The 15516-nt window shown below is 71.2% G+C and carries 14 protein-coding genes; 7 read left to right on the forward strand and 7 right to left on the reverse strand.

The window, feature by feature from the left end:
- Nucleotides 1-6: 6 nt before the first annotated feature.
- From EDF51_RS15680 to aztB, 3 genes are read right to left on the reverse strand one after another with little or no spacing between them, the layout of a single operon-like run.
- A complete protein-coding gene (locus EDF51_RS15680; protein WP_134195577.1) occupies nt 7-936 on the reverse strand; it encodes a metal ABC transporter substrate-binding protein in 930 nt (309 codons plus the stop codon).
- A complete protein-coding gene (locus EDF51_RS15685) occupies nt 933-2153 on the reverse strand; it encodes an ABC transporter (protein WP_134195579.1) in 1221 nt (406 codons plus the stop codon). The genes EDF51_RS15680 and EDF51_RS15685 overlap by 4 nt, the downstream gene beginning before the upstream one ends.
- Nucleotides 2150-3052 (reverse strand): zinc ABC transporter permease AztB, encoded by a 903-nt coding sequence (gene aztB / locus EDF51_RS15690; protein ID WP_243837142.1) that lies wholly within the window; start codon nt 3050-3052, stop codon nt 2150-2152. Before aztB ends, EDF51_RS15685 begins: the two co-directional genes overlap by 4 nt.
- A 50-nt stretch (nt 3053-3102) precedes the next feature.
- Between aztB and aztA the strand changes: the two genes are divergently transcribed.
- On the forward strand, nt 3103-3735 hold the full coding sequence (aztA, locus tag EDF51_RS15695) for a zinc ABC transporter ATP-binding protein AztA (RefSeq protein ID WP_235036059.1): 633 nt from the start codon (nt 3103-3105) through the stop codon (nt 3733-3735).
- A gap of 15 nt (nt 3736-3750) precedes the next feature.
- Here aztA and EDF51_RS15700 read toward each other — a convergent pair whose 3' ends face one another.
- The 4 genes from EDF51_RS15700 to EDF51_RS15715 form a co-directional block, all read right to left on the reverse strand.
- Nucleotides 3751-4992 carry an MFS transporter gene (locus tag EDF51_RS15700; protein ID WP_131922048.1) on the reverse strand — a complete coding sequence of 414 codons (1242 nt, stop codon included), beginning with the start codon at nt 4990-4992 and terminating at the stop codon, nt 3751-3753.
- Nucleotides 4993-5041: 49 nt separating this feature from the next.
- Nucleotides 5042-6070: a Gfo/Idh/MocA family oxidoreductase gene (locus EDF51_RS15705; protein ID WP_243837143.1), complete on the reverse strand. Its 1029-nt coding sequence runs from the start codon at nt 6068-6070 to the stop codon at nt 5042-5044.
- On the reverse strand, nt 6067-7086 hold the full coding sequence (locus EDF51_RS15710; protein WP_134195581.1) for a Gfo/Idh/MocA family oxidoreductase: 1020 nt from the start codon (nt 7084-7086) through the stop codon (nt 6067-6069). Before EDF51_RS15710 ends, EDF51_RS15705 begins: the two co-directional genes overlap by 4 nt.
- Nucleotides 7087-7167: 81 nt before the next feature.
- The gene (locus tag EDF51_RS15715; protein ID WP_131844878.1) at nt 7168-8190 is read right to left on the reverse strand and encodes a LacI family DNA-binding transcriptional regulator; all 1023 of its coding nucleotides are present in this window, start codon (nt 8188-8190) and stop codon (nt 7168-7170) included.
- Between the two features lie 216 nt (nt 8191-8406).
- On the opposite strand from EDF51_RS15715, the gene EDF51_RS15720 reads away from it, so the two are divergent.
- The 6 genes from EDF51_RS15720 (at nt 8407) to EDF51_RS15745 (ending at nt 15506) form a co-directional block, all read left to right on the forward strand.
- Nucleotides 8407-10440, forward strand: a complete 2034-nt coding sequence (locus tag EDF51_RS15720; protein ID WP_134195584.1) for a beta-galactosidase — start codon at nt 8407-8409, stop codon at nt 10438-10440.
- Nucleotides 10437-11348 (forward strand): sugar ABC transporter permease, encoded by a 912-nt coding sequence (locus tag EDF51_RS15725; protein ID WP_134195586.1) that lies wholly within the window; start codon nt 10437-10439, stop codon nt 11346-11348. Before EDF51_RS15720 ends, EDF51_RS15725 begins: the two co-directional genes overlap by 4 nt.
- Nucleotides 11345-12295, forward strand: a complete 951-nt coding sequence (locus EDF51_RS15730; RefSeq protein ID WP_243648935.1) for a carbohydrate ABC transporter permease — start codon at nt 11345-11347, stop codon at nt 12293-12295. The genes EDF51_RS15725 and EDF51_RS15730 overlap by 4 nt, the downstream gene beginning before the upstream one ends.
- A gap of 64 nt (nt 12296-12359) precedes the next feature.
- Entirely contained in the window at nt 12360-13700 is a 1341-nt protein-coding gene (locus EDF51_RS15735; RefSeq protein WP_131844876.1) for an extracellular solute-binding protein, read from the forward strand.
- 136 nt (nt 13701-13836) lie between these two features.
- Nucleotides 13837-14964 (forward strand): XRE family transcriptional regulator, encoded by a 1128-nt coding sequence (locus EDF51_RS15740; protein ID WP_134195588.1) that lies wholly within the window; start codon nt 13837-13839, stop codon nt 14962-14964.
- A 2-nt stretch (nt 14965-14966) separates the two neighbouring features.
- The gene (locus EDF51_RS15745; RefSeq protein WP_131881016.1) at nt 14967-15506 is read left to right on the forward strand and encodes a hypothetical protein; all 540 of its coding nucleotides are present in this window, start codon (nt 14967-14969) and stop codon (nt 15504-15506) included.
- Nucleotides 15507-15516: the final 10 nt, after the last annotated feature.

A 15516-nucleotide genomic window follows, 5' to 3' on the forward strand; every position in this document is an offset into this window, starting at 1 on the left:
TCATTCTCATCTAGAAATCGGAGCCGTCAGGCCGTCGACGATCGAGTCGGTGTTCGAGCGCATCATCCCGAGGTAGGTCGACGCAGCGCCGTCCTCGGTCAGGGACTCGGTCGCCAGCGAGCGGATCGACACCTGCACGTCGACCTCGTCCGCCAGGACCTCGGCCAGGCGTGCGGGTTGGGAGGCGTCGGCGAAGATCGTCGGGACGCCCGCGTGCTCGATCGCGTCCGCCAGGTCACGCAGGTCGGCGGCGCTCGGGGACGCCAGGGTCGTGCCGCTCGGGATCACGGCACCCACCACCCGGAACCCGTAGCGGTCGGCGAGGTAGCCGAACACGTGGTGGTTCGTCACCAGGGCCCTGCGATCGGCGGGGATGGTGTCGAACGCGGCGGTCATGTCGTCGTCGAGGGCATCGAGCCGGTCGGTGTAGGCCTCGGTGCCGGGAGCGTCGATGCCGACGGCGTCCAGCTCGTCGTCGAGGGCCTCGACCACGTCGACCATGCGCGCGGGGTCCGTCCAGAAGTGCGGGTCCGGGCCGCTGTCGTCGTCGGTGGTCCACTCCAGGGCGCCGATCGCGTCTCCGGCGGTGAAGACGGGTACGCCGTCGTCGCCCGCGGCGCGGACGTGGTGGGCCACCCCTTCCTCGAGCCCGAGGCCGTTCTCGACCACCAGGTCGGCGCTCCGGAGTCGCGCCGCCTGCTGCGCGGACACCTCGAACGAGTGCGGGTCGCCGCCAGGGGGCATGAGCACCATGACGTCCACGCCGTCGCCGACGACCTCGGTCACGACGTCGCCCAGGATGTTCGTCGTCACGGCGACGAGTGGACGGTCCGACCCGGCGGCGGTGCAGCCGGCTGTCGTGACGGCAACGGCTGTGACGACGAGGGCCACTGCCACCGCCCGCGCGGTGCGCCCGACCGGCGTGGTTCCGCTCACAGTCCCACCTCGGCGAACGCGACGGGCGCGAACGGGAGCTCGATGGTCCGGGCCACGCGGGCGCCGTCCGCGAAGTCGATCTCGTGCACGACGGCGGCCGTGGGGTCGGCCACGTAGGCGCGCTGCGCGTCGAGCTGCAGCAGCGGCGCGGTGTCGGTGTCGCTGGCGACCAAGGGGTCGGTCGTCGCGACCTTCCCGGTCGAGGCGGTCACCACGACCACCCGACCGGCGTCGTCGACCCCGACCACGTGCTCGTCCTGGTCGTCGACGGCGACCACCGCACGCAGCGGCCGTTCGGTCGGCACGTGCTGCCAGGAGCCCTGTCGGACGTCGAGCAACCAGAAGCCGGTGTCGCCCGCGAGTCCGGCGACCGTGGGGCGGCCGGCCCGTGCGGCGAAGGCGGTCGGACGCTCGGCGTCGTCCGGCAGTGCGACGAACGAGGTCGCACCGGCATCGTCGACGACGACCGCTCCGTCGGCGCAGCCCACCACGGCGCCGGCGCGGGTGACGATCCCACCAGCGGGGTCGGTGCAGGCCTGTCCGGCGCTGGTCGACCCGGTCGACCCGGTCTGCTCTCCGTCGGCATCGAGGACGCGGACGGTGTCGCCCTCGGCAGCCACCAGGTGCTCGCCGAGCGGCAGCAGCACGGTCGCGTCGAGTCGTGCGGTCTCGTCGAGCTCGCCCTGCCCGAGTGCTGCGCGGTCGAGCACCACCGCCTCGCCGCGCTCCGGCCAGGCGATCGTGGTCATCGTCTCCGACGAGTGCACCTGGACCGGACCGCCGCCCTCGAGCGTCCCGACGACGCGCGGCTCGGCGGCGTAGTAGTGCGTGTGGTCGCCGTGGTCGACGGTCCAGGAGCCCCCGTCGACGACCGTGGTGCGGTCGCCGTCGCTCGTCACCAGGAACCGACCGTCGGTCGCGGAGTGCTCGGCTGCGCCGACGCGGTCCAGGTCGGTGGTCTCGCCGGTGAGCAGGTCGTGCAACGCTGTCTCGCCGGTCGCGGAGACGGCCAGGAGGCCCAGCTGGGGTTCCTGGGACTCGGTCGCGCCCGCCACCCAGCCGTGCGGGGCCGTGGTCGCGCTGGCGTCGTCGGCCGGCGGTGTCGACGCGGTGGAGCACGCAGTGGCCGTCAGCGCGAGGCCGGTCGTCAGGCCCAGGGCTCCCAGGAGTCGCGGGAGTCGTGTGCGTGGGCGGTCGGTGGTCGGGTCGTGGTTCATGGTGCCTCTCGTGCTGGTGCTCGGACGGGGTGTTCGACGGGGTGGTCGACGGGGTGTGCGTCGCTCCGTGCGGTGGTGCGCGCGACCCCGCGGACGACGGCGGCGGTGGCGCGGGACAGGGCGACCCCGGCGACGGCGACGGCCGCGATGCTCGCGCCGGCCGCGGTGCCGGCGTGCCACGAGACGAGCAGGCCGACCAGGACGGCGACGACACCGAGCACCGCGCCGAGGAGCATCGTCGAGGCGACGTGCTTCGTCCAGGCGCGGGCCGCGGCGGCCGGTGCGAGCAGGAGCCCGACGACCAGCAGGGTGCCGACCGCGCGGTACGAGGCGACGACGGCGAGCGTGACCAGGCCGATGAGGACCACCTCGGCGAGGCGGGGGTGCAGGCCGAGCGTCGCGGCCTTGCGGACGTCGAAGGCCAGCGCCGTGAACGGTCGGTGGAACACGGCCGCAACGAGCAGGGCGACGGCGACCGCGATCGCCAGGCCGCCGAGGTCGGCGCGGGTGACGGCCAGCACGTCGCCGAACAGGATCGCGGTGACGTCGGTGGCGAAGGACCGTGACGCCGAGACGATGATGACCCCGAGCGCGAGCATCCCGACGAAGAGCAGCCCGATCGAGGTGTCGTAGGACAGGCCACCGCGCCGTCGCAGCGCCCCGACGCCGAACACCATCACCCCGGCACTCACGGCGGCGCCGAGCACTGCGGGGACTCCGGTGAGCGCTGCGATCGCGACGCCGGGCAGCATGCCGTGCGACAGGGCCTCGCCCAGGAACGCCATCCCGCGCACGAGCACCCACGTCCCGACGACGGCGCACAGGACCGCGGCCAGGGCGCCGCCGGTCAGGGCGCGCACCATGAAGTCGACGGTGAAGGGGTCGGTCAGCCAGGTCACGATCCGAGACGCTACATGAAAACGACTATCGATACTGATAGCGTGTTCAGGTGCCAGCAGTCGACACGCGACCAGCCGTCCGCCTCGAGCGGGTGACCGCCCTGCGCGGGGAGCGGACCGTCCTCGACGGCCTCGACGCGGCCTTCCCGGCCGGCCGGGTCACCGCGCTGACCGGACCCAACGGATCCGGCAAGTCGACGCTGCTCGACGTGGTGGCTGGCGTGCTGCGGCCGACCGCCGGGCGCATCACGGGCCTCCCGTCCGACGGCGTCGCCCACGTGAGCCAGTCCGTCCCGCCGACCACGCTCCCGCTCACGGTCCGCGCGACCGTCGCGATGGGGCGGTGGCGTCACCGGGCCTGGTGGCGTCCGCTCGGACGCGACGACCGCGTCGTCGTCGACGCGCAGCTCGAGCGGATGGCGATCGCGGACCTGGCCGACCGCCCGCTCGACGCGTTGTCCGGCGGCCAGCGGCAGCGCACGCTCGTGGCACTCGGGCTGGCGCAGCGGGCGCGGGTGCTGCTCGTCGACGAACCGACGGCCGGCGTCGACGCGGCGTCCGCGGCGCTCGTGGTGGCGGCGCTCGCCGCCGAGGCTGCCGACGGCGTGGTGGTCGTGCACGCCGCACACGATCCGGTGGCGATCGCCGCAGCCGACGCCGTGGTCACCCTCCCCGCGCCCTGACGGCGCGGATGGCGGTCAGGGGCAGGCGACGGCGACGGAACCCGTCGAGGTCGTCACCGGCACGGGTGCCGGAGCCTCGTCGGCGACCGGCGCCGCGCTCGAGCGGCGCAGCCCGAGGGAGACGAGCACGATCGCGCCCACGACGGCGACCCCTCCGGACAACCAGAAGTCCGCGGCGAGGCCGAACGACGACACCGCTGCGCCGCCGAGCACCGATCCCGCGGCGATCGCGAGCTGGATGGTCGTGACGAACAGCGCGAGCCCGGTCTCGGACCCGGCGGGCGAGGCGGTGGACATCCACGTCTGCATGCCGAGCGGCAACGCGCCCCAGACCAGCCCCCACACCACGAGCAGCACGAACACCCCGACGACGGAGTGCGCGAGCAGGGGGAGCAGGACCACGGCGACCGCGAGGGCGATCTTGGACACGCTGATCGTCCCGAGCACGCTCCGCCCCAGGGTGAAGCCGGCGGCGAAGTTCCCGACGATCCCCGCGACGCCGAACACCAGCAGCGCGAGCGTGACGGTGTCCGGGCCGACCCCGACCAGGTCCTGCAGGTACGGCGCGATGTACGTGTACGCGGCGAACTGTGCGGCGAACAGGAACGCGGCGGCGATCAGACCGACACGGGCACGGGGGACGCGGAGCAGCGAGCCGAGCGTCGCGAACCGGACCTGCTGCTGCGCGGGGATGCGCGGCAGCATCGCGAGCTGCAGGACGAGCGCGACCAGACCGAGCACGCCGCCGATGACGAACGCGAGCCGCCAGGTGGCGAGCGACGAGACGAGGGCGCCGAGCGGCAGGCTCACGACCGTCGCGACCGAGACGCCGGCGGTGATGAGCGAGGTCGCCCGGATCGTGGCGGCCGGCCGCACCAGTCGACCGGCGATGCCGGCGCCGATCGCCCAGAACCCGCCGATGCCGACGCCCAGGAGCATCCGGGCCACGAGCAGGACACCGAACGAGGGCGCGATCGCCGCGAGCCCGTCCGCCACCACGAGCAGCACGGTCAACGAGACGAGCACGACACGGCGGTCCACGCGCGAGGTCAGGACCGTGACGACCGGCGCCGCGACGGCACCGACCAGCCCGGTGGCGACGACCATGAGCCCGGCCGTGCCGATCCCGACGTCGAGGTCGGCGGCGATGGCGGGCAGGAGTCCGATCGGCAGGAACTCGGAGAGCACGAGGACGAAGGATCCGAGTGCGACGGACGTGACACCGAGCCACCCGCGGCGCTCTGCTGACGAGGTCATGGGTTCGTCAAGCAGTGCCGGTCGCGGGCCATTCCCGCGTGTCGTGTCGCTACTCGGCGGGTACCGGCACGGTGCGGCCCGACACCACCGACTCCTGCGCCGCGAGCACGATCGACAGGGTCCGCAGCCCGACGTGCACGTCCGGCTGCGGCTGCACGCCCGCCCGGACGGCGTCGACGAACGTCCGGAGCATCGCGGCATCGGGGTCGGCGCCGTAACGGGACTCGATCGGCAGCCCGGTCTCCGCGACGATCCCGCGAGCAGCCGCCCCGAAGAAGTCGAGCGACACCGTGCCGCCCGTCCCGGCGACGTCGAGCGTCAGTCCACCCCACACCGCCGAGGTGTCCGGCTTGCTCCACGAGCAGTCGATCGCGGCGACGACGCCGTTCGCGTACGTGATCGTGACGAGTCCGGCGGTCTCCGCCTGCGCCCGGGCCGCGTGCAGTGTGCGGTTCGCCACCGCGGTCACGGTGACGGGTGCCGACCCCATCAGGCCCTCGAGCAGGTCCGCGATGTGCACGACGTGGTCGACGATCGCGCCGCCGCCGGACAGTTCCGGCTCGGTGAAGCACGACCGGGTCAGGGGGAGCATGCCGTTGTTCGCGCCGCGGACCGAGAACAGCTGCCCGAGTGCTCCGGAGTCGTGCGCCGCGCGGAGCTTGTCGAACGCCGAGGTGAACCGCACCGGGAACGCCACCATGAGCATGACGCCCGCCGCCTCAACGGCGTCGCGGATCGCGAGGCCGTCCTCCCACGTGGTCGCGAGCGGCTTCTCGCACAGGACGTGCGCACCGGCGGCGGCCGCTGCCTCGACGAGTTCGCGGTGCCGGGCGTTCTCGCTCGTGACGACGACGGCGTCCGGGCCCCAGGCGAGCAGCTCGTCGTACGTCTCCGCGTAGTCGACCCCGAGCTCGTCGGCCAGGTCGCGGCCGCGGAGCTCGATGACCGTCTCGCCCGTGCTGACGCCGCCCGGATCGGCACCGCGGACCTCGACCCCGGGCATCGCGGTGAGGGCGGTGAGGTAGCCGATCGCGTGGGTGTGGGCGAACGACATCACGGCGATCTTCAGAGCGGTCACGCGCGAGCTCCCGTCGTCAGGGACACCGGCTGCCCGGTGTCCATCGACTCGAGTGCCGCGTTCGCGATCCGGACCGCCTCGGCGCCGTCCGCCGCCGTCACCCGCGGAGCGGCACCGCCGGCGAACGCCCCGAGGAACTCGGCCAGCTCGAGCCCGTACGGGTCGTCGGCGGGGTCGACCTCGGGCAGGAAGCCGTCCGCGGCGTCGGGCACCGCGAGGTCGGCGACGTAGTCCTGTTCGTCGAGCGACCGGTGCGCCAGGCTACCGCGCGTGCCCGTCACCGAGTACTCGGTCGAGAACGCGAGGTGCTGCGGTCCCCAGATCCCGGCGACGTGGCTGATCGCCCCGGACTCGTGCGTGAGCAGGACGTGTGCTGCCTCCACCGGCTCGGCCTCGGTGCCGGCACGGACGCCGACCGCCGACACCGTGGTGACGGGTCCGGCGACCGACCGCGCGATGTCGAGGTCGTGGATCATCTGGTCCATCACGATGCCGCCGGACAGTGCCCGGTCGGCGAACCACGCGGTGCGGGTCGGGAAGGCCCCGGAGCGCACGAACCGCAGGACCGCCAGGTCGCCCAGGAGGCCCGTGGTGACGGCGTCGTGCAGGCGCACGTACGCGGGGAAGAAGCGCACCACGTGGGCCGGGAAGAGCTGTCGGCCGGCGTCCCGCGCACGGGCCACCAGGTCCGCAGCGTCGGCGTCGGTCCGAGCGAGGGGCTTCTCCGACACGACGTCCTTGCCGGCGGCGAGTGCGGCCCGCACGACCTCGGCGTGGGCGAAGGTCGGCGTCACCACGTCCACGACGTCGACGGCCGCGAACAGGTCGTCGAGCGAGTCGACGACGGTGATCGACGACCCCACGGCGGCTGCAGCAGGGGCGAACGCCGCCGCGAGCTCCGGTGCACCGTCCTGCGCGTACACGACGACCGGGCCGAGGCGGAGCAGGCCGGGCATGTGCGCGTGGGCGATGCCGCCGGCGCCGACGAGGCCGATCCGGGGAGGGGTCGGGGGCATCGGGGCTCCTTCGCGGGGTGGACCGGTCGACGGTGACGGGGACCGGGCCATGCTACCGAGCCGCCGGTCGGAGGGTGGTGCTCAGGCGGACCCGCGCCAGACCACCTCGGTCGGCAGGATGAGTCCGTGCGGGCCCTCGTCGGCACCGGCGATCTGCGCGAGCACCTGCTGCGCCGCGCTCTCGCCGAGGGTGTGCGCGGGTTGTCGGACCGTCGACAGCGGCGGGTCGCAACGCAGTGCCCAGGCGCTGTCGTCGAAGCCGACGACGCCGACGTCACCGGGGACCGACCGGCCGCTGCGCTGCAGGACGTCCATCGCGCCGGCGGCCACGGCGTCCGAGGCGGCGAACACCCCGTCGAGGTCGGGGGCCCGGTCGAGGAGCTCACGCATGCCCTCGGTGCCGGCGGTGTAGCTGAACAGCGGGTTGCGGGCCACCAGCTCGGGGTCGAAGCGGTCGCCGAGCGCCGCGGTGAAGCCGGCCAGTCGGTCCTGCCCCGAGTCGCGGTCGAGCCCGGACGCGAGCATGCCGATCCGCTTTCGGCCGGTGGCGACCAGGCGCCGGGTGATCTGCTCGGCGGCCGCGCGGTTGTCGATGCCGATGTACGAGATGTTCGCGGCGTCGGACGGGTGGCCGACGAAGCACGCCGGCATGCCGATCTCCTCGATCGCCCGGGTGATCGGGTCGCCGTCGCGGGCGGACAGCACGATGGCACCGTCGACGAACCCGCCGCGCAGGTACTCGACGACGCGCTCGTTGTCGCGGGCCGAGTCGACCATGATCGTGACGAGCTGCTGGTCGGCCTGCGACAACACCGTGTTGGTGCCGATCAGGATGTTGCCGATGTTCGGGTCGTCGAGCACCTGGACCGACGGCTCGTGCACGATCAGGGCGATCGCTCCGGAGCGTCGGGTGACCAGGCTCCGGGCCGCCGCGCTGCGCACGTAGCCGACGCGCCGGACGGCTGCCCGCACGGCTTCGCGGGCTTCGGGCGACACGTACGGTTCGTCGTTCAGGACCCGTGAAACGGTGCCCCGGGAGAGTCCTGATTCGTCGGCGACGTCCTGGATCGTGGCGCGCTGGCGTGCGGTTCGGACCTCGGACATGCGGCAACCATATCCGTCCCACGACGGGCTCCAGCACGCGTCTTGTTGACAGCGGTCCGCTTCTGGTGTTCACTCTGGGAGCGCTCCCAGAACGATCCGAACCCGTTCGGTCCGGCTGGACTGGGAGCGCTCCCAGAACCTGGGAGACCTTCGCCGTCGAAGGGGTCGTCAACGACCGGAGCGGCAGCGGTCGCCCCGATCAGCGAGGACCCTGACGTGACCACGACCACCCTGCCGACGCCCGCCACCGGGGCGCTCGGGCTCGGCTCGACCGGGCTCGCCTTCGGGTGCGACTACAACCCCGAGCAGTGGGACCCTGCGGTCTGGGTCGAGGACGTCCGGCTGATGCGCGAGGCCGGGGTGAACCTGGTCGCGATCAACGTCTTCGGCTGGTCGCACGTCGAGCCGCGTCAGGGCGAGTACGACTTCACCGCGCTCGACACCGTCATCGAGCTGCTGCACGGCGCGGGCATCGGCGTCGACCTCGGCACCGGCACCGCCTCGACCCCGCCGTGGCTCACCACGCTGCACCCCGAGGTCCTGCCCGTCGTGGCGGACGGCACCACGCGCTGGCCCGGCGGGCGGCAGGCGTTCTGCCCGAGCTCCCCGGTGTACCGCGAGCTCGCCCTCGCCCTGGTCCGCGCCACGGCGGAGCGCTACGGCGACCACCCCGCGGTGAAGCTCTGGCACGTGTCGAACGAGCTCGGCTGCCACAACGCGCACTGCTTCTGCGACGTCTCGGCCGAGGCGTTCCGTGGCTGGCTCCGTGCCCGCTACGGCACCGTCGACGAACTGAACGCCGCGTGGGGCACCTCGTTCTGGAGCCAGCGGTACTCGGCGTGGGAGCAGGTGCTGCCGCCCCGCGCGACGCTGTCGTCCACGAACCCCGCGCAGACCATCGACTTCGACCGGTTCTCGTCCGACGAACTCCTCGGCCACCACCGTGCCGAGGCCGCCGTGCTCCGTGAACTGAGCGACAAGCCCGTCACCACGAACTTCATGGTCGCCGCGCACATCACCGCGCTCGACTACTGGTCGTGGACGGCCGACATGGACGTCATCGCGAACGACCACTACCTCGACCACCGCCTGCCCCGCCCGCACGCCGAGCTCGCCTTCGCCGCGGACACCACCCGCGGACTCGCCGGCGGAGCCCCGTGGCTGCTGATGGAGCACTCGACCGGCGCCGTGAACTGGCAGCCGCACAACGTCGCGAAGGCACCGGGCCAGATGCTGCAGGACACCGTCGCGCACATCGCCCGGGGCGCGGACGGCGTCTGCTTCTTCCAGTGGCGCGCGTCGGTGCAGGGCTCCGAGAAGTTCCACTCCGCACTGCTGCCGCACGCCGGCACCGATTCGCGCACCTGGCGCGACGTCGTCGCCCTCGGGGCGCTCGTCGAGCGGCTCGGCGAACTGCGCGGATCCCGGGTCGTCGCCGAGGTCGCGCTCGTCTTCAGCTGGGAGAACCAGTGGGCCGCCGACCTGGAGGCCCACCCCACCACTGCGCTCCGGTACCTGCAGCAGGTGCACGCGTTCCACGCCGCGCTCCGAGACCTCGGGGTCACGGTCGACGTCGTCGCGCCGGGCGCCCCGCTCGACGGCTACGCCGCGGTCGTCGTCCCCGAGCTCTACCTGGTGCGCGACGAGCACGCCGCCGTGATCGCCGACCACGTCGCCGCCGGTGGCCACGCGGTCGTCACCTTCTTCAGCGGGATCGTCGACGAACGCGACCGGGTCCGCACCGGCGGCTACCCCGGCGCCTTCCGCGACCTGCTCGGCATCCGGGTCGACGAGTTCCTGCCGCTCGCCGCGGACCAGGCGATCGCGCTGTCCGACGGCACCACCGGCACCGTGTGGTCGGAGCCCGTCGCGCTGCGCGGCGCCACGAGCGTCGTCGAGTACGCCGAGGGCCCGCTCGCCGGCTCCGCCGCGGTCACCCGCAACGACCACGGCGCCGGATCCGCCTGGTACACGTCCACCGTGCTCGAGGCCGACGCGCTGCGCGACCTGCTCCGCCGCGTGCTCGCCGAGGCCGGCGTCTCCCCGGATCCCGCGACCGCACCGGGTGTCGAGGTCGTCCGGCGCCGCGACGACCAGCACGAGTGGGTGTTCCTGCTCAACCACTCCGACCAGCCTGCCTTGCACACCGTCACGGGCCACGAGCTCGTCACCGACCGACCCGTCGACGGCGTCACCGTCCTCGACGCCGGCAGCACCCAGATCATCCGCACCGACAGGAACCGATCATGACCACCACCACCCAGCGGCCCCGCGCCGTCCGTCGTCGGGGCGGGGGCTCCCGCTACCGCCTGGCGATCGCGATCTTCGTGGTCCCGTTCGCCCTGCTGTTCACCGCGTTCTACCTCGTCCCGATCCTGTACGCCGTGTGGCAGTCGCTGCAGAAGATCGAGCGCCAGGGCACGTTCGGCGCCCCGACACAGGTGTTCGGCGGGCTGAGCCAGTACGCGCTCGTGTTCCAGAACAGCGCGTTCGGGGACTCGGTGCTCCGCGTGCTGCTGTTCGGTGTCGTGCAGGTCCCCGTGATGCTCGGGCTCGCGCTCCTGTTCGCGCTGCTGCTCGACTCCCCGCTGCTGCGTGGCAAGCGGTTCTTCCGCCTGGCCTTCTTCGCGCCGTACGCGGTCCCCGGTGTCATCGCCGCGATCATGTGGGGCTACCTCTACGCCCCGGACCTGTCGCCGTTCTCCGCCGTGACCTCGAAGGTCGACTTCCTGGGGTCCGGCACCGTGCTCTGGGCCGTCGCGAACGTCGTGACCTGGGTCTTCGTCGGCTACAACATGCTCATCATCTACTCGTCGCTGTTGGCGATCCCGGCCGAGATCTACGAGGCCGCCAAGCTCGACGGGGCCTCGCAGCTCCGGATCGCGCTGTCGATCAAGATCCCCCTGGTCGTGCCGGCGATCGTGCTGACCGCGGTGTTCTCGGTGATCGGGACGCTGCAGCTGCTGACCGAGCCGACCGTCTTCCGGCAGTTCACCTCGACGATCTCGTCGACGTTCACGCCCAACATGCTCGTCTACTCGACCTCGTCGGTGCCGAACTTCAACCTGGCGGCTGCGTTCTCGGTCGTCCTCGCCCTCGCCACGTTCATCCTGTCGATCGGGTTCCTCCGACTGACCCAGCGGAAGGCCGCCCAGTGACCGTCCACGCACCCACCCCGGGCGACACCGTGCGCGACGCGGGCCGACCGCTCGAGCCGAACCGAGCCTCCCGTCCGCACCAGCACGGTGCACGCGGGCCGCGGGAGAGCGTCATCTCGCGCAGCGCCGCGATGATCGTGATGGGTGTCTTCACCCTGTACTTCCTGCTGCCGATCTTCTGGCTGCTGGTCTCGTCGACCAAGACGGCAGCGAACTTCAACACCACGTTCTCGCTGTGGTTCAGCGCGACCTCGGTGCAGGACTTCTTCGCGAACCTCGCTGAGCTGTTCACGCGGCAGGACGGCATCTACCTGCGCTGGCTGCTCAACAGCATCGCCTACGCCGGTGTCGCCGGGCTGCTCGGCACCGTGCTGTCGGCGATGTGTGGGTACGCCCTGGCCAAGTACCGGTTCCGCGGTCGTGAGGCACTGTTCAACACGTTCCTCGGCGGCGTCCTCGTGCCGGCCACGGCGCTCGCCCTGCCGCTGTTCCTCATCTTCAGCCAGGTCGACCTGACCGACACGTTCTGGTCGGTGTTCCTGCCGAGCATCGTCAGCCCGTTCGGCGTCTACCTGTCGCGGTTGTTCGCGGCGTCGAGCGTGCCCGACGAGATCATCGAGGCCGCGCGCATCGACGGCTCCGGCGAGGTCCGCACGTTCTTCACCGTCGCCGTCCGGCTCATGTCGCCGGCGCTCGTGACGATCTTCCTGTTCCAGTTCGTCGCCGTCTGGAACAACTTCTTCCTGCCGCTCGTGATGCTCCGCGACTCGTCGCTGTTCCCCGTCACGCTCGGCCTCTACACGTGGAACTCGAGCGTGAACCAGTACCCCGACCTGCGCACCCTCGTGCTCATCGGGTCCTTCGTCTCGATCATCCCGCTGCTCATCGCGTTCCTGAGCCTGCAGCGCTTCTGGCGCTCCGGCCTCGGGTCCGGCGGTCTGAAGTAGCCACCCGACCAGCACTCCCTCCGCACACCAGCCCTCCCCACACCACATCCCGAACGGAAACAGCATGAAGACAACGAAGTTCCTCAGCGTCGCCGCCCTGGCGGTCGCCGCGACCGTCGCCCTCGCCGGTTGCAGCGCCGGCGGCAGCGGCAGCGGCGGCGGTTCCTCCGACACTGCAGCCGCGAGCTGCAAGCCCTCGAGCGGCAAGGTCACGCTCGACTTCACGACCTGGGTGCCGAACATGGACAAGGTCGTCGCCATCTGGAACAAGGCGAACCCGGACATCCAGGTGAAGACCTCGATCGTCGCGAACGGCAACAGCGGGACGTACCAGAACTTCTTCAACCAGCTCAAGGCGAAGCAGGCGCCCGACATCGGCCAGGTCGAGTACGACACCCTGCCGGCCTTCCGGGTGCAGGGCGGCCTCGAGGACATCGGTGCGTGCTCCGGCATCTCGGCGGCGAAGAAGGACTTCTCCGACGGCCTCTGGAACCAGGTCACCTTCGGCGAGTCGAAGTCCGTCTACGCCGTGCCGCAGGACTCCGGTCCGATGGCGCTGTACTACCGCAAGGACCTGTTCGAGAAGGCCGGGCTCGACGCCCCGAAGACGTGGGAGGAGTACGCCGAGGACGCCGTCAAGATCAAGGCGCTCGGCGGCAACATCACGAACTTCGCCAAGGGTGACGTCAACCAGTTCGCCGGGCTCGTGTCACAGGCCGGCGGCCAGTGGTTCGCGAACTCGGGTGACTCGTGGAAGGTCGACCTGACCGACGCGAAGTCGAAGAAGGTCGCCGACTACTGGCAGGACCTGATCGACAAGAAGCTCGTCAACACCCTGCCGAGCTTCACCGACCAGTGGAACGCCGCGTACGACAGCGGCCAGGACTGGACCTGGGTCTCCGCCGTCTGGGGTGCGAACACCATCTCGAGCGGTGCGCCGTCGACCTCCGGCAAGTGGGCCGTCGCGCCGATGCCGCAGTGGAGCGAGGGCGAGTCGAAGTCGGCCGCCTGGGGCGGTTCGTCGAACGTCGTCTTCGCCGGCAGCGAGCACCCCGCCGAGGCGTCGAAGTTCCTGGTCTGGCTGAACACCTCGACCGAGGCGCTGTCCGCACTGAACAAGGAGGCCAACCTCTACCCGGCGTCCTCCACCGGCGCCGAGCTCCCCGCGCTGACCGAGGGACTCCCGTTCTACGGCAACCAGAAGATCTACGAGGAGTTCGCGACCGCAGCGAAGGACATCCAGCCCTTCACCTGGGGTCCGACGATGACGCAGACCTACTCGGACGTCTCCGACGGTTTCGGCTCGGCGGCGTCCGGTGACGGCACGCTGCTCGAGGCACTCGAGTCCGGGCAGTCCAAGACGGTGGCGGCGCTCAAGGCGCAGTCGATCCCGGTCAAGGGCTGACAGCGCTGACGCGCTGACGGCGGACGGGAGGCACGGTGCCAGCTGGCACCGTGCCTCCCGTCCGTTGCTCGGTCACGCTGGCAAGCGCGGCATGTGATGTGTTGCCGTTTGCGATAATCGCAAGTACGCTAGCGACATGGCCGGATCCCTGGAACAACGTGTCGAAGCCGTCATCACATCGGTCGACCTCGGGCGAGCGGACTTCGCAGCCTCCATCGGCATCGACGCGAGCAAACTCTCGAAGTCGCTCTCGGGTCGGCGACGGTTCTCCTCCCTTGAACTGGCCAGGATCGCCGACGTGGGCCGTCGCAGCGTCGATTGGCTGATCACTGGACGTGAGCCGTTCCGACCGGTGTTCGCCCAGCGCGCCCGGCTCGCTGGTGTCGATGACGAAGCGGGGGCGAGGACGGTCGAACTCCTCGCCACTGGCGTTCGTGGCCTCGCAGCGGTCGACCGCCCGTTGGTCCTGCCTGAGCTCCCGCAGCTCGCCCAACGGTCGAGCTGGTACACGGTCGAGGCGGCTGAGCTCGCGCGTCGCTTCGTCACGGAGATCGGTCGACCGCTCGGCGGCCTGTCGACGCACGATCTCATCTCGGCCATCGAACGCGTCTTCGGCGTGATGGTCGTCGTCACCGACCTGCCGGAGGGGATCGACGGTCTCTCGTACGAGGACGCGCACTGCCGGGTGATCCTCCCCGCGACCACCGACCGGCCCCTGCGTCAGCGGTTCACGCTCGCGCACGAACTCGCGCACATCGCCTTCGGTGATGCTCGTCAGGGCATGCTCCAGGAACGAATGGGGACGGCGCGCTCGAACGTCGAGCGGCGCGCGAACAGCTTCGCCGCGGCATTCCTCGCCCCCGCGGACGAACTCAGCGCGGCGATCGGCGGGCGCTCGACGGCAGCGGCGTTCCCGGAGCTGGTCGGGCACTTCCAGCTCTCGCCCGAGTCGATGGCATGGCGGCTCTTCAACGAGAAGCACATCGGCGAGACCGACCGAGCAGGTCTGATCGGCCTGCGCGCTCGCTCGATCTACATGCAGCTCGGGAAAGCGGCCGAGTACGTCGACCTGTCGCACGCTGCGGGGGAGCCACGTCCGAGTTGGCTGCTCGTCAACGCTGCCCTCGATGCCTACCGCGACGGTGACACGACGGTGAAGCCCGTCGCGACGCTCCTTGGGTGGGCACCGCAGGATGCCGAGGAGTTCTTCGCGCTGGACGACGGATCGACACCGGTCCCAGAAGCCGGCATGACCGAGAACTGATCGTGGCGCTCCACTGGTTTCCGGACAACTCGCTGATCTGCAACTTCGCTGCCGTCGACGAACTCGACCTCTTGCGTGCCAGCCTCCACGGTGCAGGGAGGGTTGTGGAAGCCGTTGCGTTCGAGATCGAGCGTTCCACAGCCCATGTTCCGAACCTCGCCCGGCTGGACCTCCACGACTGGTTCGGTCCGGCGATCGAGTTCCGCGATGTAGTCGATCAGCTGCAGATCGAAGCGGTGCGCACGGGCCGCTTCGGCGGTAGCGACGAGAAGCCCCTCGAACACCTCGGTGAGAGCCAGACGCTCCACCTGCTCCGGACCCGCGCGGAGTTCGCGGGAAGCGTCTGGATAAGTGAGGACGGCGGGTCGCTCAGAGTGGCCGGGCGCATGGGCATCGTCACTCGAGACACGCGTGCTGTCCTCGAGGAACTCGTCGCGTTCGGTGAGGTGACGGCGCAGCGGGCTTACACGATCGCCGTCGCGATCGAGCAGGCCGATCGGCCGATCCTCAGGATGCCGACGTCCTCCCGCGACCTGTCGTGATCGGACCGGA

The organism is Curtobacterium sp. PhB25 (genome assembly GCF_004365375.1).
Lineage (GTDB): Bacteria > Actinomycetota > Actinomycetes > Actinomycetales > Microbacteriaceae > Curtobacterium.

Excerpts from the sequence above, each read along its gene's own strand:
- EDF51_RS15685 (WP_134195579.1), bottom strand. The coding sequence starts at position 2,153 with ATGAACCACGACCCGACCACCGACCGCCCACGCACACGACTCCCGCGA.
- EDF51_RS15700 (WP_131922048.1), bottom strand. The coding sequence starts at position 4,992 with ATGACCTCGTCAGCAGAGCGCCGCGGGTGGCTCGGTGTCACGTCCGTC.
- EDF51_RS15710 (WP_134195581.1), bottom strand. The coding sequence starts at position 7,086 with ATGCCCCCGACCCCTCCCCGGATCGGCCTCGTCGGCGCCGGCGGCATC.
- EDF51_RS15715 (WP_131844878.1), bottom strand. The coding sequence starts at position 8,190 with ATGTCCGAGGTCCGAACCGCACGCCAGCGCGCCACGATCCAGGACGTC.
- EDF51_RS15725 (WP_134195586.1), top strand. The coding sequence starts at position 10,437 with ATGACCACCACCACCCAGCGGCCCCGCGCCGTCCGTCGTCGGGGCGGG.
- EDF51_RS15735 (WP_131844876.1), top strand. The coding sequence starts at position 12,360 with ATGAAGACAACGAAGTTCCTCAGCGTCGCCGCCCTGGCGGTCGCCGCG.
- EDF51_RS15740 (WP_134195588.1), top strand. The coding sequence starts at position 13,837 with ATGGCCGGATCCCTGGAACAACGTGTCGAAGCCGTCATCACATCGGTC.